The organism is Yinghuangia sp. YIM S09857 (genome assembly GCF_051388915.1).
Classification (GTDB): Bacteria; Actinomycetota; Actinomycetes; order Streptomycetales; family Streptomycetaceae; genus Yinghuangia.
Map to the genome: position 1 here is coordinate 285,304 of NZ_JBPKBH010000009.1, position 18,258 is coordinate 303,561.

At 71.8% G+C, this 18,258-nt stretch carries 15 protein-coding genes, 1 tRNA gene and 1 pseudogene; 10 read left to right on the forward strand and 7 right to left on the reverse strand.

Annotated features, from left to right (window positions below; all coding sequences use genetic code 11):
- Window positions 1–706 precede the first annotated feature (706 nt).
- On the forward strand, window positions 707–2,047 hold the full coding sequence (locus ACRX5S_RS21470) for a recombinase family protein (RefSeq protein WP_436774631.1): 1,341 nt from the start codon (window positions 707–709) through the stop codon (window positions 2,045–2,047).
- Between the two features lie 179 nt (window positions 2,048–2,226).
- Here ACRX5S_RS21470 and ACRX5S_RS21475 read toward each other — a convergent pair.
- Window positions 2,227–2,310 (reverse strand) — tRNA-Leu (locus tag ACRX5S_RS21475).
- 353 nt (window positions 2,311–2,663) lie between these two features.
- Between ACRX5S_RS21475 and ACRX5S_RS21480 the strand changes: the two genes are divergently transcribed.
- From ACRX5S_RS21480 to ACRX5S_RS21495, 4 genes and pseudogenes are all read left to right on the forward strand, one after another.
- Window positions 2,664–3,968 (forward strand): M20/M25/M40 family metallo-hydrolase, encoded by a 1,305-nt coding sequence (locus ACRX5S_RS21480; protein WP_436774632.1) that lies wholly within the window; start codon window positions 2,664–2,666, stop codon window positions 3,966–3,968.
- A gap of 226 nt (window positions 3,969–4,194) precedes the next feature.
- Window positions 4,195–4,434 carry a chaplin gene (locus tag ACRX5S_RS21485; protein WP_436774633.1) on the forward strand — a complete coding sequence of 80 codons (240 nt, stop codon included), beginning with the start codon at window positions 4,195–4,197 and terminating at the stop codon, window positions 4,432–4,434.
- Window positions 4,435–4,810: 376 nt separating this feature from the next.
- Window positions 4,811–4,966 (forward strand): annotated as a pseudogene (locus tag ACRX5S_RS21490) (chaplin); the annotation flags it as partial.
- Between the two features lie 50 nt (window positions 4,967–5,016).
- Window positions 5,017–5,571: a hypothetical protein gene (locus tag ACRX5S_RS21495; RefSeq protein ID WP_436774692.1), complete on the forward strand. Its 555-nt coding sequence runs from the start codon at window positions 5,017–5,019 to the stop codon at window positions 5,569–5,571.
- 255 nt (window positions 5,572–5,826) lie between these two features.
- Here the strand turns inward: ACRX5S_RS21495 and ACRX5S_RS21500 are convergent, their stop codons facing one another.
- Window positions 5,827–6,057, reverse strand: a complete 231-nt coding sequence (locus ACRX5S_RS21500) for a DUF5703 family protein (protein WP_358362732.1) — start codon at window positions 6,055–6,057, stop codon at window positions 5,827–5,829.
- A gap of 155 nt (window positions 6,058–6,212) precedes the next feature.
- On the opposite strand from ACRX5S_RS21500, the gene ACRX5S_RS21505 reads away from it, so the two are divergent.
- Complete coding sequence (locus tag ACRX5S_RS21505) at window positions 6,213–6,839, forward strand: hypothetical protein (protein ID WP_436774634.1); 627 nt, start codon at window positions 6,213–6,215, stop codon at window positions 6,837–6,839.
- Between the two features lie 36 nt (window positions 6,840–6,875).
- Here ACRX5S_RS21505 and ACRX5S_RS21510 read toward each other — a convergent pair whose 3' ends face one another.
- Both ACRX5S_RS21510 and ACRX5S_RS21515 read right to left on the reverse strand, forming a co-directional pair.
- Window positions 6,876–9,500: an AAA family ATPase gene (locus ACRX5S_RS21510; protein ID WP_436774635.1), complete on the reverse strand. Its 2,625-nt coding sequence runs from the start codon at window positions 9,498–9,500 to the stop codon at window positions 6,876–6,878.
- Between the two features lie 58 nt (window positions 9,501–9,558).
- Window positions 9,559–10,539, reverse strand: coding sequence for an aldo/keto reductase (locus ACRX5S_RS21515; protein ID WP_436774636.1), 981 nt, complete (start codon window positions 10,537–10,539; stop codon window positions 9,559–9,561).
- Window positions 10,540–10,763: 224 nt separating this feature from the next.
- Here ACRX5S_RS21515 and ACRX5S_RS21520 point away from each other — a divergent pair, with 224 nt between their 5' ends.
- Complete coding sequence (locus ACRX5S_RS21520; RefSeq protein ID WP_436774688.1) at window positions 10,764–11,810, forward strand: LLM class F420-dependent oxidoreductase; 1,047 nt, start codon at window positions 10,764–10,766, stop codon at window positions 11,808–11,810.
- A 99-nt stretch (window positions 11,811–11,909) separates the two neighbouring features.
- Here ACRX5S_RS21520 and ACRX5S_RS21525 read toward each other — a convergent pair whose 3' ends face one another.
- Together ACRX5S_RS21525 and corA are read right to left on the reverse strand one after the other, a co-directional pair.
- The gene (locus ACRX5S_RS21525) at window positions 11,910–12,533 is read right to left on the reverse strand and encodes a hypothetical protein (protein WP_436774637.1); all 624 of its coding nucleotides are present in this window, start codon (window positions 12,531–12,533) and stop codon (window positions 11,910–11,912) included.
- Window positions 12,534–12,765: 232 nt separating this feature from the next.
- Window positions 12,766–13,749 carry a magnesium/cobalt transporter CorA gene (gene corA, locus ACRX5S_RS21530; protein ID WP_436774638.1) on the reverse strand — a complete coding sequence of 328 codons (984 nt, stop codon included), beginning with the start codon at window positions 13,747–13,749 and terminating at the stop codon, window positions 12,766–12,768.
- Between the two features lie 181 nt (window positions 13,750–13,930).
- On the opposite strand from corA, the gene ACRX5S_RS21535 reads away from it, so the two are divergent.
- The 3 genes from ACRX5S_RS21535 (at window position 13,931) to ACRX5S_RS21545 (ending at window position 16,272) form a co-directional block, all read left to right on the forward strand.
- Entirely contained in the window at window positions 13,931–14,665 is a 735-nt protein-coding gene (locus ACRX5S_RS21535) for a histidine phosphatase family protein (protein WP_436774639.1), read from the forward strand.
- Between the two features lie 198 nt (window positions 14,666–14,863).
- The gene (locus ACRX5S_RS21540; RefSeq protein WP_436774640.1) at window positions 14,864–15,430 is read left to right on the forward strand and encodes a DUF3090 domain-containing protein; all 567 of its coding nucleotides are present in this window, start codon (window positions 14,864–14,866) and stop codon (window positions 15,428–15,430) included.
- Complete coding sequence (locus ACRX5S_RS21545) at window positions 15,400–16,272, forward strand: SCO1664 family protein (RefSeq protein WP_436774689.1); 873 nt, start codon at window positions 15,400–15,402, stop codon at window positions 16,270–16,272. Before ACRX5S_RS21540 ends, ACRX5S_RS21545 begins: the two co-directional genes overlap by 31 nt.
- A gap of 141 nt (window positions 16,273–16,413) precedes the next feature.
- Here the strand turns inward: ACRX5S_RS21545 and ACRX5S_RS21550 are convergent, their stop codons facing one another.
- The gene (locus ACRX5S_RS21550) at window positions 16,414–17,928 is read right to left on the reverse strand and encodes an MFS transporter (protein ID WP_436774641.1); all 1,515 of its coding nucleotides are present in this window, start codon (window positions 17,926–17,928) and stop codon (window positions 16,414–16,416) included.
- Window positions 17,929–18,258 lie beyond the last annotated feature (330 nt).

Consider the following 18,258-nt stretch of genomic DNA (forward strand, 5'->3'; position numbering starts at 1 on the left):
CGGAGCGGGTCTTTCCGCCTGCGTGCGATCCGTCACCAAGCTCAATGGACAGAACATCTTGCTGGCTAAAACGCGTACGCATGCAACCTTCCTCCTCTGAGGTGCGCATGCGTCTTGGTGGTAGAGCCGCAGCTGGCAACATCGCAGGGCCAACAGACAAAGGGATGCCAATGAATCCATCACACGCGAGCTTCTATCAAGACGCCGCATTGGCACGGGACCGCGCAACCTTCGACCGCCAGACGGAGACGCAACGCGACCACCCGCCTGCGAAGTACGGCGCCGGGGTAGCCGCCGTCGCCCAGTGAGGCGCGTCCTTTGGACGCATAATTCCCGGGACAGTCATCCTGGTTGTCATCGCAGTTCTTTCCAGTTCCTAGTAATATTTGCCTGTCCTGGTTGAATAACGATCTCGTCCCGCTTGATGGTGTAGCCGCTCACCAGTGCGGTGTGCGCGGGCTTGCTCGCCGGGCGCACAACCATGGGGGTGCGCGCTCCCCACGGGATGGCTTCGGCCCCGGGTCGGAAGGCACGAACCGATCGCAGCCGAACAACAGGATCATGGCGCCCAGCACGCAGGCGACGCGGACCGCCGACTCACCTGCGCGCCCCGCACGTCGGCGTGCGCCCGTCGCGATCCGCCGCACGTCGATCCGTAGCCGCCCGGGGCCACTTGGCCGCATGGGCTGATGGCTCCCACGCGCGGGTGAACGGCTCGGCCCCGGCAGGCGGCCTGCGGTTCGCGTTCTACGGCCGAGTTTCCACCGAAGACCACCAGGACCCTGTGACGTCCCGGGCGTGGCAGCGGTTGCGCGCCGACGCCGTGGCGTCCGGGCACGGGCGGATCGTGGCGGAGTTCTTCGACGTCGGCCACAGCCGCTCCCTCCCGTGGGCCCGGCGCCCCGAGGCCGCCTCACTGCTCACCGCCCTTGCCGACCCGGAGCGCGGATTCGACGCGATCATCATCGGCTCCAGCGAACGTGCCTTCTCTGGTCAGCAGTTCGCGGCGATGGCGCCGACCTTCGAGCATTACGGCGTGCCCGTGTGGCTGCCCGAGCTCGGCGGCGAAGTCGGCCCGCAGCTCGCGGCCCACGACGAACTGATGGTCCTGCTCGGTGTTCTGGCCAAGCTCGAGGTCACTCGTGCCCGGATCCGTGCGCGCACGGCGATGCTGGTCCAGGCCCGGGACCAAGGCCGCTACCTCGGCGGCCGCCCGCCGTACGGCTACCGGCTCGTGGAAGCCGGACCGCACCCGAACCGCGCACTCGCCCGCCGCGGCGTGCAGCTACGTCGCATGGACGTCGACCCGGACACCGGCCCGATCGTCACGTGGATGTTCCAGCAGCGCCTGGCCGGCCGCAGCGTCGCCAGGATCACCCGTGCGCTGAACGACATGAAGGTCCCGTGCCCGGCCGCCGCTGATCGCGAACGCAACCCGCACCGCACCGCAATTGCCTGGACGCTCACCTCGGTGCGAGGCGTCCTCGGCAACCCGCGCTACACCGGCCGCCAGGTGTGGAACCGGCAACGCACCGACCACGAATTGATCGACCCGGACAACACCACCCTCGGACACCGGGACGTGATGCGCCGCAGTACCCCCGACGAGTGGGTGATCTCCGAGCAGCAGGCGCATCCGGCCTTGGTCAGCGAAGCCGACTTCGTCGCCGCACAGGCGATCCGAGCGGAGAAGAAGGCTGTCGGGAGGACGTACCAGCTCGCCGGCCTGCTTCGCTGCGGCCACTGCAGTCGGCTCATGGAGTCGTGCTGGTCGAACGGCCGCGCCGCGTACCGCTGCCGTCACGGACACTCCAGCGCCACACCACGCAACCCGAACCGAACGCCGAACGCGTACGTCCGCGAAGACCAGATCCTCGCCCATCTTCCCGCGCTCCATCTGATGCGCACCTGCGAGGGCACGGCGCCGGACCCCGCGGGCGCACTCGCCCGGCTGCGCGCCGACGGGATCGGCTTGATCTACGACCAGACCGGTCGCACGGTGACCGCGGACACCGAACGGAAGGAAAGGATCGTTATCGGTCGATGACTCCCAGCGCCGACCGGCACCGGACACCGGTCAGCGCGCAACCGACAGCGAGTACGGAGAAAAAAGGAAGGTGCTCGACAGAAGCAGACCCCGGAAACGACGAACACCCGCCTCGGCCGAGTCCAAGCGCGGGTGCCGATCGCTGCTGCCCTGGAATCCAGGTTCGTGGGGCGATTATGTGTCCGAGGGGGGACTTGAACCCCCATGCCCTTGCGGGCACTAGCACCTCAAGCTAGCGCGTCTGCCTATTCCGCCACCCGGACTGGGTGTGTGGCCCGTGACTGTTGGTCGGGGCGACGTGGAGAATCATACCAAAGATCGGGGGGCGGGCGGTTCGGGGTCGGAGGGGAGCGGGAGGGGCTGGAAGGGGTGGGGGAAGGAGAGAGGGGGTGAGGGGTGAAGGAACGGGATGGGGTGGCTGAGGGGGTGTTCCGCTTGGCGGAGGTGTCCGTCGCAGGGGTGCACGCACGGGAGGTAGGGGGAGGGGAGAGGAGCAGTCGGAGATTGGGGGTGGGAGTGAGGGGGTGGGTGGGGGTGCGGTACGGATGGGCGGGTGCAGGATGGGGTGGGTCGGGGTTGGTCGGGTTGGGTTGGAATTGGTGAGAGGGGTGTTGGCGTGGAGGGTGTTGGCGAGCGGGAGGTTGTGGACCTGTGCCGGGATCTGATCCGGATCGACACGAGCAACTTCGGGGACGGAAGCGGGCCGGGGGAACGGGCGGCGGCGGAGTGGGTCGCGGAGAAGTTGGCCGAGGTCGGGCTTGAGCCGGAGGTGTTCGAGTCGGCGCCGGGGCGGGCCAGCACGGTGGTGCGGATCGCGGGGGAGGACCGGAGTCGGCCGGGGCTGTTGATTCACGGGCACACGGATGTGGTGCCGGCCAATGCGGCGGATTGGTCGTACGACCCCTTCTCGGGGGAGATCGCCGACGGGTGCGTGTGGGGGCGCGGGGCGGTCGACATGAAGGATATGGACGCGATGGTGCTCGCGGTGGTGCGGGACCGGATGCGGTCCGGGCGGAAGCCGCCGCGGGATGTGGTGCTGGCGTTCCTGGCGGATGAGGAGGCCGGGGGGACGTACGGGGCGCGGCACCTGGTGGATACGCGGCCGGAGTTGTTCGAGGGGGTGAACGAGGCGATCGGGGAGGTCGGGGGGTTCTCGTTCACGGTCAATGATGATTTGCGGCTGTATCTCATCGAGACGGCTGAAAAGGGCATGGAGTGGATGAAGCTGGTCGTCGACGGGACCGCGGGTCACGGGTCGATGATCAACAAGGACAACGCCATCACGGAGTTGTGCGAGGCGGTCGCGCGGCTGGGGGCGCATCAGTTCCCGGTGCGGCTGACGAAGAGCGTGCGGGCGTTCCTGGAGGAGGTCGCCGATGCGCTCGGGATCGAGTTGGACCCGGAGGACATCGAGGGGGCCATCGAGAAACTGGGGCCGATCGCGCGGATCATCGGGGCGACGATCCGCAATACCGCACAGCCGACGATGCTCGGCGCCGGATACAAGGTGAATGTGATTCCGGGTCAGGCGACCGCGCATGTGGACGGGCGCTTCCTGCCGGGGTTCGAGGACGAGTTCTACGCGGAGCTGGACGCCGTGCTCGGGCCGCGCGTGCGGCGCGAACGGGTGCACCGCGACAAGGCGTTGGAGACGGACTTCGACGGCGCGCTGGTCGAGGCCATGGCGGCTTCGCTGCGCGCGGAGGACCCGGCGGCTCGCGCGGTGCCGTACTGCCTGTCGGGCGGTACGGATGCGAAGTCCTTTGCGGACCTCGGCATTCGGTGTTTCGGTTTCGCGCCGCTGAAGCTGCCCGCGGACCTCGACTTCGCCGGGATGTTCCACGGCGTGGACGAGCGAGTCCCGGTCGACGGGCTGAAGTTCGGCGTACGGGTGCTCGACCGGTTCCTCGACGCCTGCTGAGTCGGTCGACCGGGCCGAGTACGCCTGGCGAAGGACGCCCGCGCAAACAGGTGTGCACCGGCGTGCGCGCGGGCGTGCGTGGCGTGGTGCGGCTCCGCGCCGCGGCGTTCGGGTGAACCCTAAAAGGTGAATCGCCGGCGAGCTCCGTAGCCTGCGCGGACCGATGTCGTTTCCCCTTGTGCGGCGCGCAAGCGTGCCGTGGTTCCGACAAGGAGGACTGAAACACATGAAGAAGATCGGCAAGGTCGTGGTTCTGGCCGCCGCGACCGGCGGACTCGCGCTCGCGGGCGCAGGCGTGGCGATGGCCGACGCGGACGCGGACGGCGCGGCCGTCGGCTCGCCGGGCGTCGCGTCCGGCAACCAGATCCAGGTGCCCGTTCACGTCCCCGTGAACGTGTGCGGCAACACGGTCAGCGTCATCGGCGTGCTGAACCCGGCGTTCGGCAACTTCTGCGCCAACACCTGATCCTCCGGCGCCCGCGTCGGGCGGCCTGGGTTCACGGACAGCCCCGGAGCTTTCGCTCCGGGGCTGTTTGGTTTCGCCTGTCCGGCACGGTTGTTCGCCTGGTTTCGATTGCGTTCGTATCGGAATCGGATGGCGCAATCGGATGGTCGTCGGAAATCCAGAATCTCATCCGATCGGGCGAACTTTGCGCGTGTACGCGGCTCCTTAAGTGACTTGAAGTGATCGAACCCTGTTAATGCCGTTGCGGGGCAACTGTCCCGCCCCTCACACGGAAGACACAGGGGATTCTCCTATGCAACAGCTTGCCAAGAAGGGGCTGTTGGTCGCCATCGTGGCATCGGGCGCACTCGCGTCCGCCGCGGTCGGTATCGCCAACGCCGGCAGCGGTGCGCAAGGGGCCGCAGTGGGTTCGCCGGGTGTGGCCTCCGGAAACGTCGTGCAGGTTCCGGTGCATGTGCCGGTCAACGTGTGCGGCAACACCGTCAATGTCGTGGGTCTGCTGAACCCGGCCTTCGGCAACAAGTGCGCGAACGTGTCGGGCACCAAGCCGCACAAGCCGCCGCACTGCGGTCCGCACGCGACGTGCCCGCCCACGCTGGGCCCGCCGCCCTCGTCGCCGCCGCCCACCCTCCCGCCGCCGCCTCCGCCGACCACGTGCCCGCCGACGACGCCGCCTCCGCCGCCTCCGCCGACCACGTGCCCGCCGACGACGACGCCGCCGACGACCACCCCGCCGACGACGACGCCGCCGACGACCACCCCGCCGACGACTACGCCGCCGACGACGACGAAGCCGCCGACAACGAAGCCGCCGACAACGAAGCCGCCGACGACCACCCCGCCGACGACTACGCCGCCGACGACGACGAAGCCGCCGACGACGACGCCGCCGCCCCCGCCGGGCAGCACGCCTCCCACCCTTCCCCCGCCGCCCCCGGGCGGCGACACGTCGGGTGGCGGGACGGGCGGCAACGGTGTCACCCCGCCGCACCGGGGCGGTCTCGCGAACACCGGTGCCGCGACGATGGTGCTGGCCCCGGCCGGTGCCGCGTTCCTGCTTGGTGGCGTGGTGCTCTACCGCCGCTCGCGTCCCAGCGAGGGCTGACCGCACCTGCGTACGCGACAGTAACCGCGTAGGCCGCACAACAGTGAAGGCCGCACAACAGTGAAGGCCGCCCGCCCCGCAACGGGGTGGGCGGCCTTCGCCGCTCGTTCACACTCACATTTGCCCACGGCCGTGGCGCGCCGCCCCATCGAGTGACCACCACACGACGACGGCGATCCGCGCACCGGTTTCGAGGGCGCGCGCCCGCATTCGCGGCCCGCGGCTGCCTGGTCTGCTGCCTGCCTGTTCTGGTCTTGCGTCTGTCGGCCTGTGCGGTGCGGCCCGCGCTACGTCAGCCGCAGTTGCCTGATGATGCGTCTGCGCAACAGCACACGACGACTCCCGTCCCGGCGGATGGTGAGCCGTTCCAGCTCCCACAGGCCGTACTCCGCCTGCTCGGTCAGAATCCGCCGCGCGTCACTGCGCGACGTGCCTCGCGGCAGGTGCAATTGCTGGAACTCGTATTGAGTGCCGCCCACCCGCGTACGAGTTCCCGTGTTCGGCTCGGTCCCCTGCATGGCCTGAGGTTACCCCGCCCCCGCGACGGGATATTCGGGGCGGGGCGCCCGAAATCCGCCGTACGGGCCCGGCGCGGGATCGTTTTGCCGCCCCCGCTCCCTCAGGCATCGCAAGCCTTGTGCGCAACGGGGGCTGTTGCGGATAGCGTCATGCCATGACCGGTGTTGCGCAGCCCACGCCCGAGCAGGTACGAGCAGCCGCCGAGGCACTCAAGTCGGCCGTCGACCGCCACCTGGCCGCAGTCGAGCGGCGACAGGGGGAGAGCGACCCGGACGTGTTCGCGGCGTACGACGAGCTCGCCTCCGCCGCCGAGGCGTACGACGAACTGCTGTACGACGTCTACGACGAGGTCACCCCGTTCGAGGTGCCGGACCGCTCCGAGGCCGAGGAGTACCTCGGGCCGGAGAACCCCGACGCCATCAGCGTCCTGATCCGGCGCGACTACCTCGTGAAGGACGCGCTGACCCTGCTCGACCACGCACGCCGCGCCGACGCCGAGGCGGGCGAGCCCGGCGGCGGCGAGGGGGTCGAGACGACGTCGACCGCGCTCGCGGTCCTGTTCGACGTCTACGACCCGGACGAGATCGCCGCGCGCGCCGAGGAGATCGGCCTGGAGTCGGGCGACTCGACGCTCTGGGTCACCGCGATCGAGCAGGGCGAGCCGGGGGAGTGGCTGGACGCGCCGTTCGACGACGTCGACCCGCAGGGCGTGATCTACCGGTTCGAGACGAGCACCGCGTACGAGGACGACCTCGAAGCGCTGGAGGAAGATCTGCGCTGACCGGGCCGCACCGGAGCGGACCGCACCCGGGCCCGGTCAGACCGAGGTCGGCGCGGACTCGCCCGGCACCTCGAACCCCGCCTCCGACGCCGCCTCGCGCAACGCCGCGGCCAGCCGGGTCGTCCGTACGCTCGCACTCGCCCGCGCGACCGCCTGCGGCAGGCTGCCGCCCACCGGGTAGACGATCGACAGGTGCCGCCGGGCGCGCGTGAACGCGGTGTAGACGAGCGCGCGCGTCACCAGCGGACCCGCGTCGCCGGGGAGCATGGCGACGACGCCGGGCCGCCGTACCCCCAGCGACTGACGGACCGTCACCGCCCACCCGTGCCGCAACTCGCCAAGCTGCGCCCGCGATACGGTGACCGGATTGCCGGGATTGTCGCGGTATGCCACGGAAAGCCCGTCCGACACCGCCGCCACGACCTGCCCCTCGACCAGCCCGGTCGACCGAGGCACCGGGACGCGGACCACGCGATCGCCGACGTCGAACCCGCCGTACTGCCCGGGCCCCGGGTTGAGGCGCGCCTTGAGGGCGGCATTGAGCGCCGTCGTCCCGGCGCTGCCGCCGTCCGCCGGCGTCACCACCAGCACGTCGTCGACCGGGATGCCGAGCGCGCGCGGGATCGAGTCGGCCACGAGCTGGACGCAGCGGTGCACGGCCTCGGCCGCGGCGCGCGCGCCCACCAGCACCACTTCGCGGTCCGGCGACTCGACGGGTGGCAGCGTGCCGTCGCGCACCGCGGCGGCCAACGAGCCCAGAAGCCCCGGCCCCTGGGCGCGCGAGGCGACGACCGGCAGCACGCCGACGGCCGCGAGGTCGGCGAACACGCGTCCCGGCGCTGCCGGTTCCAGCTCGTCGGGATCGCCGCAGAGCACGACGCGCGCGCCGTCGGGCACGGCTTCGAGCAGGGACGCGGTGGTCTGCACGTCCAGAAGCTGCGACTCGGCCACGACGAGGAGGTCGAGATCGAGCAGCCCTTCGGGAGTACGGCGCGGGCCGTCCGCGCCGACGAGCAAGTCGTGCACGGTGACGGCACCGTCGGCCAGGCGCGCCCGCCCGTCGATCGTGGGCGCCGCGAGGACGACGCGCGAAGCCGCGCCCGCGGCGACCTCCAGCGCCGCCGCCGGGGGATCCTCACCCGCGGCCGTGACGTACAGCGCGACTCCGGAGCCGCGCAGCGCCTCGCCGAGATCCGACGCCCCGAAAGCGTCGTCGGCGGGCCGGGCGGTCGACATCAGGCGCAGTACCGCGTCGGCGATGCTCTCCTCGGCGAGCGCGTGGCGTTCGAGGGCGACCAGCACGCGGTCCGACGGTCCCTCGAACGGATCCTCGAACCCGCCGGGGCCGACCTCGTGGAAGTCCTCGTGGAAGTCCTCGTCGAACTCGCCGTCGAAGTCCCCGTCCTCGCCGAACCCGCCGTCGAAGTCGTCGCCCCCGTCCGGGACTTCCGGCTCCGCAACCTGCGGCCGCTCCGCGAACGCCATGATTCGCCCGGCCTCGTAGGCCGCCCGCACCGCGCCCTGCGCGTCCCGCACTCCCAGCCTGTCGAGGGCCGCCACGACGGACGTGACGTCGACCGCGGTGTGCCCGCTCTCGCGCGCGGCGCCGACGAGGGTCCACAGCACAAGTGCGCGGGTACGCCGCGGCTCGTCCGGATCCGAAGACCCGCCGGGCGCGTGCTGCGCGAACAGGTCCGCCTGTTGCGGCGAAATCCCGGGCAGCGCAAGCAGGTTCCACGGGTCCTCGGCGAGGAGTACGGCCGCCTCGGGTCCCAGCGACGCCACCGCCTGCTCCGCGAACCGCACGGGTGCGCCGCCGGCCGCCAGGACCTCGCGTACCGCCGCCAGGGCGGACTCGTCGGGCTCGTGTTCCTCGTCGAAGCGGGCGGAGGCCGCGAATCCGCGAGCGGCCGCACCGGGGACGTCCGGCGCGGGACGCCGTACGTCGAACAACGAGCCTTCGCCCGACTGCCCGGCGCGACCCTCGGAACTTCGCGACGCGGCGCCACCCCGCGCGTCCCCACCCGCCGCCCCGGACGACTCTTCGTCAAGCGGCGGCGCCGGGGGCGCGTCGAGGACGGGGGCGGCCCAGTCGGCGTCGGGATCACCGGTCAACCGGGGACGCGGACGCGCGGCGGTCTCGGGCGGTCCGGGGGCAGCCGAGCGCGACGGCTGCGGGCGGCCTTGGCCCGATCCGGAAGACGGTCCGGAAGACGGTCCGGCAGCCGCCCCGGCAGCCGCCCCGGCAGCCGCCCTTGCAGCCGACCCGGAAGGCGCCCCGGCAGGTGGTCCGGCGGGCGGCTCAGGTGTCGGGTCCGCAAACACGTCGTACTGCGTCGGCGGCGCATCGACAACCGGTAGCGCCCACTCGGTGTCCGACACGCGAGCAGTCCGCCGCCGGGTGCCGGGGGAGTCCTCGGGGACGGGCCCGCCGCCGTGTTCCTCGCCGAGCGTGCTGAGGGCCTGCCAGGCAGCGGCGAGTTCGTCGCGGTTCGACTCGCTCGCCGAATTGGCTTTGTCCAGTGCGGCGAGCGCGGCCCGGGCGGCGGCCAGCGCGGGATTCACCGCCGCCTGCTCGCCGTTCCCGCCCGACTCGTCCGGCCCGCCGGACCCGCCCGACTTGCCGTTCCCGCCCGAATTGCCTTGGTCGTCCATGCTCATCACGCCGTCCCCGAGCCTGCTTGCGTCGTGCGCCTGATCCCCACCCCGGTCCCCGTCCCTACGCTTGACTCCAGTCATGGTCCGGATATCCGGTCAGCGGCGCCGACACGTCGTCGAGGGCGTTGCGGATCTCGGTCGGCAGGGTCAGGCCCTCCGCGGCGAGCGAAGCCCGCAACTGCCCGGAATTGCGCGCCCCGACGATCGGCGCGACGACGCCGGGACGGTCCCGCACCCACGACAGCGCGACCTCGATCGGCGCCGCGCCGAGGCCGTCCGCGGCGGTGGCGACCGCGTCCACGATCCGGCGCGAGTCGGCGTCCAGATACGCCGCGACGAACGGCCCCATGTCCGCGGACGCCCCGCGCGAGTCGGCGGGCATCCCGTGCCGGTACTTGCCGGTCAACACGCCGCGCCCGAGCGGCGACCACGGCAGGAGCCCGACCCCGAGGTCGACGGCGGCGGGCAGCACCTCGCGCTCGATGCCGCGTTGCAGCAGCGAGTACTCCATCTGCGCGCTGGCGATGACGACGCGCCCGGGGGCGACGAGTTGCCAGGTCGCGGCCTTGGCGAGCTGCCAGCCGCAGAAGTTCGAGACGCCGACGTACCGTGCGCGCCCCGAGGAGACCGCGAGTTCGAGCGCGTGCAGGGTCTCGTCCAGCGGCGTCGCCGGGTCGTACGCGTGGAGCTGCCACAGGTCGACGTGGTCCGTGCCGAGTCGGCCCAGCGACGCGTCGAGCGCCTGGAGTAGATGGGAGCGCGATCCGTCGAACCGACGCTCGCTGTACGGCACGCTGGCCGCCTTGGTCGCGATGACGACCTCGGAGCGCGGCACGTAGCCGTCGAGCAGCCGGCCGAGCAGGTACTCGGCCTCGCCGTCCGCGTAGACGTCGGCGGTGTCGACGAGGTTGCCGCCGGCGTCCAGGAACGCCTTCATCTGGTCGGCGGCGTCCTGCTCGTCGGTGTCCCGCCCCCAGGTCATCGTCCCGAGGCCCGTGCGGGAAACCCGCAGCCCGGTCCGGCCCAGATGTCGCTGCTCCATGGATCGGGAGACTAGCCGCTCCGGCGGACAGGTCGGCGGTGGCGGGGCCGTACGGCTCCCTCAGGTCAAGTGTTCGGAACCCGGTCCCGCCGCGCGACAGGGCGGCACGGGCGTTTTCCGGCGCTCGACCCGCCGCGTGCCGATGTGTTACTGAGCGGTAGTTATGACGATAGGGTTCGGGGTGGGACGACCACGACCCCAGGCAGAGAGGCAGCGGCATGGGCATGCGGCTCGGTATCAACCTCGGCTACTTCGGCGCGGGCAACGACGCCGACAATCTGGCCGTCGCGCGGGAGGCCGACCGGCTCGGGTATTCGGTGTGCTGGGCCGCGGAGGCGTACGGCTCCGACGCCGCCACCGTGCTCTCCTGGGTCGCGGCCCAGACCGAGCGCATCGACGTCGGCTCGGCGATCTTCCAGATCCCGGCCCGCACCCCCACCATGACCGCGATGACCGCGGCGACCCTCGACACCCTCTCCGGCGGCCGGTTCCGCCTCGGCCTCGGCGTCTCCGGCCCGCAGGTCTCCGAGGGCTGGTACGGCGTCCGCTTCGACAAGCCGCTCGCGCGCACCCGCGAGTACGTCGAGATCATCCGCAAGGCCATGCGCCGTGAACGCCTCGAACACCACGGCGCGCACTGGGACCTCCCGCTGCCCGGCGGCCCCGGCAAGCCCGTCAAGCTGACCGTGCACCCGGTGCGCGAGCACATCCCTCTCTACATCGCCGCCGTCGGCCCGAAGAACCTCGGACTCACCGGCGAGATCGCGGACGGCTGGCTCGGCGTCTTCTACGCCCCCGAGCACGCCGAGGACTCCCTCGCCCATGTGCGCGCCGGGCGCGAGAAGGCCGGGCTGACGATGGACGGCTTCGACGTCGTGCCGACCGTTCCCGTGGTTCTCGGCGAGGACCCGGTCGAGGCCGCGCACGCGGTCCGCGGATACGCCGCGCTCTACATCGGCGGCATGGGCAGCCGCGAGCAGAACTTCTACAACAGGCTCGCGGTCCGCATGGGCTACGAGAAGGAAGCCGCCGAGATCCAGGACAAGTTCCTCGCCAAGGACTACATGGGGGCGGGCATGGCCGTCCCGCACGACCTGCTCGACAAGACGGCGCTGCTCGGCACCAAGGAGCGCATCGCCGAGCGGATGCGGGCGTACGCCGACACCGGCGTCACCACCCTGACGATCGCACCCACCGCGGACACGCTCGACGGCCGTATTGAGACCGTCCGCGCCGTCGCCGAGGCGCTGGAACTGTCCGGCCTGGCCTGACGGCGGGGACAGGACCCGGACGGCCGCGACCCGGACGGCCACGGTCCGGACGGCCACAGACTGGGCGGCCACCATCCGGACTGCCGCGCCCCGGAGGACCTACCGAGGGCCCGGGACCCGCTCCGCCACCACCTGCGCGAACTCCAGCAGGCGGCGGATCTGGCCCGGGCCCCCGTCGTCCAGCGACTTGCTGAAGCGGTACGCCTCCTGCCGGAAGCGCCCCGTCGAGGTCCCCTCCTCGCCGCGCACCGTCGCGATCTCCTGGAGGGTGGGCGTCGCGAGGAACACGTAGGCCCCGCGCATCTCGCGCTCGCCCTCCGTGCTGGTCCCCACGAGCGTCCTTATGCCGACGTGCGAGACCGACCCGAGCGGGATCACCTGCACCGACGAATCCAGGACCGTGCCCCCCGGCGCGCTCGCGTCCGTCATGTCCTCGCTGTGCCAGAGCACCAGGCGGGTGTCGTCGCACACCGCCGCCTCCTGCCACACGGACGTGCCGTTGGCGTTGATGTCGACGACGCGTTCGAGGGTGAACGCCCGCACCGGACGGCGGCCGAGCACCGAGCCCAGCGCCTCCAGCGCGATGTCCGGGTGCAGCATGTACGCCCGCACCGCGTCCTCAAGTTCGCGGTGCGTCGACCAGTCCGCTCCCGCGGCACCCGAACCCGGCACCGCGGGGGGCTGCGTCCGCGACATGCGCTGCCTGCCCGGCCTGCCGAACATCCCCACCTGCTCTCCCCTGGCGTACGTACCGGACCAGCCTATGCGGGGAAGTGCGCCACAGGTGCCCGGGGCAAGGTGCCGGACCGATCACGAAACGGGGCACACCATGCTTTACGGCCGGGGCGGGGGTTCTGCACAGCCCCGCCTCGGCCGTCACAGTGTCAACGACCGTGCCTCGAAAGGGTTGCGGGTGCAATACGCGGAACCGCCGCAGTCACGCGTGTGGGTGACCTCACAGCCAGCCGTTGCGGCGGAAGAGGCGGTGGATCGACACACAGGCGACGACCATCGCGATCAGCACGGCGGGGTAGCCCCACCACTGCCGCAGCTCCGGCATGTGCTCGAAGTTCATGCCGTACACGCCCGCGATCATGGTGGGTACCGCGGCGATCGCGGCCCACGCGGAGATCTTGCGCATGTCCTCGTTCTGCCGCACGCCCACCTGCGCGAGGTTCGCGCTCAGCACGTCGGACAGCAGCCGGTCGAACGAGTCGACCTGCTCGTTGACGCGCGCGAGGTGGTCGGCCACGTCGCGGAAGAAGGGCTGCGTCTCCGCCGGGACGTACATGACCTCGGAGGTGGACAGCTTCCGTATCGGGTCGGTCAGCGGCTGCGCGGCGCGGCGGAACTCCAGGACCTCGCGCTTGAGCAGGTAGATGCGCTCGGCGTCGTTCTCCCGGTGCGCGGAGAAGACGCGGCCCTCCATCTCCTGGAGGTCGGTCTCCAGTTCGGACGCGATCGATACGTACGTGTCCACGACCGCGTCGCACACCGCGTACAGCACCGCCCCCGGCCCGTGCCGCAGCACGTCCTCCTTCTTCTCCAGGCGCTTGCGCACCTCGGAGAGCGGGTTCCCGGGGCCGTGCCGCACCGTGACGATGAACGAGTCGCCCACGAAGATCATGAGCTCGCCGGTCTCCACCGACGAGGTCTCCTCGATGTAGTAGAGCGTTTTGAGGACGACGAACACCGAGTCGTCGTACAGGTCCAGCTTCGGGCGCTGGTGCGCGTGCAGGGCGTCCTCGACGGCCAGCGGGTGCAGGCCGAACTCGCTGGTGACCAGCTCGAACTCCTTCTCCGTGGGCTCGTGCAGGCCGATCCAGAGGAAGGCGCCGCCGGCCGCCCGCGCCTCGTCCAGTGCGTCGGAGAAGTCGGCCGGGCCCTTGGTCCGGACACCGTTTCGGTAGATGGCGCAGTCCACGATCACGCGAGACATTGTGGCGCTTCGGGCCCGGCGGCGGGGAGGCGGCAGGCGCATGCCGCCGGAAATACGGCGTTTCAGATGATCGAGTGCCGCCCACGCCCCGCTGCCCGCGAGTTGCCGACCCGTTGCCGGCGAGCTCCCACCGCACCCGGCCTCGCTCCCGCCCCGCGGCAGACCGCCGTACAGTGATCCGATGGCGACGCTGCTCCTGGTCCGGCACGGCCGGACCACCGCGAACTCTTCGGGCGTACTGGCGGGCTGGACCCCCGGGGTCCACCTCGACGACACGGGGAGGGAGCAGGCGGCGGCGCTCGCCCGGCGCATCGCCGACGTGCCGCTCGCCGCGGTCGTCTCCAGCCCGCTGGACCGCTGCCGGGAGACCGCCGCCGAGATCGCCGCGGTCCGCGAGGGCACCAAGCTCGCGCTCGACGCGGGGGTGCAGGTGGACGACCGGGTGGGCGAGTGCCGCTACGGCGACTGGACCGGCCAGGAGCTCAAGAAGCTCGTCAAGGACCCGCTCTGGCCGGTCGTGCAGAACCACCCCAGCGCCGCGGTCTTCCCCGGCGAGGACGGCGAGGCGCTGCGCGACACCCAGGCCCGGGCCGTCGACGCGGTCCGCGACTGGAACGCCCGCATCGAGGCCGAGCACGGGCCCGACACGCAGTACCTGGTGTGCTCGCACGGAGACGTCATCAAGGCCGTCGTCGCGGACGCCCTGGGCATGCATCTCGACCTGTTCCAGCGCATCATGGTCGACCCGTGCTCGCTCACGGTCGTCAACTACGGCCGCATGCGTCCGTTCGTGGCCCGGCTCAACGACACCGGCGGCGCGGTCAACGGCCTCGTCCCGCCCCCGAAGCGCCGACGGCGCGGAAAATCCGCCGCCACCGACGACGCGGTGGTGGGCGGCGGAGCCGGTGCCCCGTAGGGTGCAGCGAGGGGGCCTGCCCGCCCGTACGCGACCGCCGGCGCCACCGCGGGCGCCGCGCGCGGTACGGTCGGGCGTCCCGACCCGCCCGGGCCGGACCGTCCACGCCCGTCCGGCAGGTTCGCAGTCCCGTCCCCGTCTCCCGCCCGTCCCGAACCCCCAGTCCAATCCGCTGTACGAGTAGTACGGAGCCAACCCGTGCCCCGCCAGGTCTTCCTGTACGACCCCCCGGACCGGTTCGTCGCCGGCACGGTGGGGGAACCAGGGCAGCGCACTTTCTTCCTCCAGGCCTCCGCGGCCAGCCGCGTCACCAGCGTCGCGCTGGAGAAGGCCCAGGTCGCGGTCCTCGCCGAGCGCGTCGACGAACTCCTCGACGAGCTCGTCCGCCGCAGCGGCGGCGAGACCCCCGTACCGGCCGTCGCACCGCCGGACCTGGAGGACGCGGCACCCCTGGAGGTGCCGATCCTCGAAGAGTTCCGCGTCGGGACGATGGCCCTCGCCTGGGACTCCGACGACGAGCGCCTGGTCGTCGAGGCGCAGGCGCAGGTGCCGGACGACGACAACCCCGAGGACACCCTGCTCGGCGAGGACGACGAGGAGGGGCCGCCGCTGCTGCGCGTACGTCTGACCGGGCCGATGGCCCGCGCGTTCGCCAAGCGCGCGCTGCTCGTGGTCGCCGCCGGCCGTCCGCCGTGCCCGTTCTGCGGGCTCCCCATGGACGCCGAAGGCCACATCTGCCCCCGCGCGAACGGGTACCGCCGCTGAGCGCCGCACACGGCCCGGCCGGGGACCTCGGCAGCGCCCTGGACACGTCGGCCGCCGAAGAACTGCTGTCCCGCGGCGAGATCACCGTCGAGGGCCGGCTGACCGACGCCTCCAACGCGACGCTGTACTGCCGCGTCGAACTCGACGGGGTCTCGCGCGCGTGCGTCTGGAAGCCGGTCGCGGGCGAACGCCCTCTGTGGGACTTCCCGGACGGCACGCTCGCGGGCCGCGAGGTGGCGACGTACGCGCTGAGCGAGGCCACCGGCTGGGGCATCGTGCCGCCCACGGTGCTGCGCGAGGGGCCGTACGGCACCGGCATGTGCCAGTTGTGGGTCGAAGGCGAACCGGCCTCCGGGCTGGTCGACCTCCAGGACCCGGCCGCGCCCGAGCCGGGCTGGAAGCCCGTTGCGCAGGTCGCCGTGGAGGACGAGAAGGGCGGGCACCGGCCCGCGCTGCTCGTCCACCTCGACAGCGAACCCATGCGCCGCGTCGCGGTGTTCGACGCCGTCGTCAACAACGCCGACCGCAAGGGCGGGCACCTGCTGCCCGGTTCGGACGGCCACGTCTACGGCATCGACCACGGCATCTGCCTGCACACCGACGACAAGCTGCGCACGCTGCTGTGGGGCTGGGCGGGGGAGCAACTGCCGGACGAGGCCGTCGAGACGCTGCGGCGCCTGCGCACCGACCTCGACGGCGGCCTCGGCGCCGGGCTGACGGTGCACCTGACCGCGGATGAGGTCGAGGCCGTCGGAGACCGCATCGACGGGCTCCTGCGGGACGGGAAGCACCCGCTGCCGACCCAGGGCCGCCGTCCCGCGGTCCCGTGGCCGCTGATCTGACCCCGCGGAAGTCGGCACCGCGGCAGGTGCGGCACGCGCAAACGCAGTTCGGCCGACGGCCCGCGGCAAGCCACCCGGACACCGGCGAAGGCCCGGAAACCCCAGCGGGTTTCCGGGCCTTCGTGGTTCCGCCTCGCGGACTCAGCCAACATGCACCGCGCGGGCCGGCAGTTCGGCCCCTTCCTCCGCGGGCTCCGGCCGCGGCGTGTTCATCAGGAACCCGACCAGCACCGCGGCGCCGACCAGGATGAACGCGGCGTACGTCGTCGCGACCGAGAAGCCGTGCACCAGCCCCTCCGCCTGCACCCGCGGGCCTCCGGGGGCGTGGTCCTTCATGTAGTCGCCGGTCGCGGTCGTCGCGATGGTGTTCAGCAGCGCGATGCCGATCGAACCGCCCACCTGCTGCGCGGTGTTGGCCATCGCGGACGCGACACCCGAGTCCTCGGCCGCGACCCCGTGCGTGGCGTAGTTCATCGCGGGCGCCATCACCAGGCCCATGCCCAGCCCGAGCAGGAACTCGGCCGGCAGCACGCCCGACCAGTAGGACGTGTCCACCTCGATGCGCGACAGCAGGAACATCCCGGTCGCGGCGATCAGCATGCCCGGCACCATCAGCATGCGCGGGGCCACCTTGGGGATCAGCCGCGCCGACAGGCCACCGCCGCTGATCACGACGCCCACCGACATCGGGAGGAACGCCAGCCCGGCGACCACCGGGGAGTAGTCCTTCACGATCTGGAGGTAGTAGGTGAGGATCAGGAACATCGCGAACATGCCGATCACCGCGAGCGCGATGGCCAGGTACGCCCCGCCGCGCGTCCGGTCCAGCGCGACCCGCAGCGGCAGCAGCGGCCTGGCGACCCGGGTCTCGACGTACGCGAACAGGCCCAGCAGCACCGCTCCGCCGATGAGCATGCCGACCACGGTGCCGGAGCCCCAGCCGTCGGTCTCGGCCTCGCTCAGGCCGTACACGATCGCGAACAGCCCTGCGGTGACCAGGAGTACGCCCGGGATGTCGAACCGCGCCCGGCCCTCGGCGCGCGTCTCGCGGACCACCGTGTAGACCCCGGCGCCGGCGATCAGCGCGATCGGGATGTTGACGTAGAAGCACCAGCGCCAGTCCAGGTACTCGGTCAGGAAGCCGCCGAGCACCAGGCCGAGCGCGCTGCCGCCGCCCGCGATGGCCCCGAACACGCCGAACGCCTTGGCGCGTTCGCGCGGGTCGGTGAACCCGACCGCGAGCAGGGACAGCGCGGCGGGGGCGAGCAGCGCGCCGAAGCCGCCCTGGAGCGCGCGGGCGGCCAGCAGAAGGCCGAACGTGTTGGCCGCGCCGCCCAGCGCCGAGGCGCCGGCGAAGCCGACCAGGCCGATCATGAACGTGCGCTTGCGTCCCGTGTAGTCGGCGATGCGCCCGCCGAGCAGCAGCAGGCTGCCGAACGCGAGCGTGTAGGCGGTGATGACCCACTGCCGCGACGAGTCCGACACGTCGAGGTCCTGCTGTGCGGACGGCAGCGCGATGTTCACGATGGTCACGTCGATGATGACCATCAACTGCGCGAGTGCGATGAACGTCAGGGCGAGCCAGCGGCGGGGGTCGGGCTCGGGGGCGGAGATCCCGGCCGCCGCGTCCTTGCGCGGGGTGTCCGGTGTGCTCATGGCGATCGCCTTCTTCGTCATTCTCGTCGTGGTCCGGTGCCGGGAGCTCCGCACCGGGGACTTGGAATTGGACGTGCGCGTACCGGGCACGGCGGTTGCCCGCCGCGTGCCTGAACGGTGTTGCGGTTCTGCCGTGTTCCGTTGTCGCGCCGCTCGGCCGCCGACCTACGGCCTGCCGACCTACCGGCCTGCGGACCTGCCGGCCTGCCGGCCTGCCGGGGCGGCGTCGGCTCAGAGGCCGTCCCCGCCGCCTTCGGCGAGTCGTGCGCGGACCTTGTCGAAGTCGGCCAACGTGACCACGGGCGGCGGGAGTTCGGCGCGGGCGCCGTC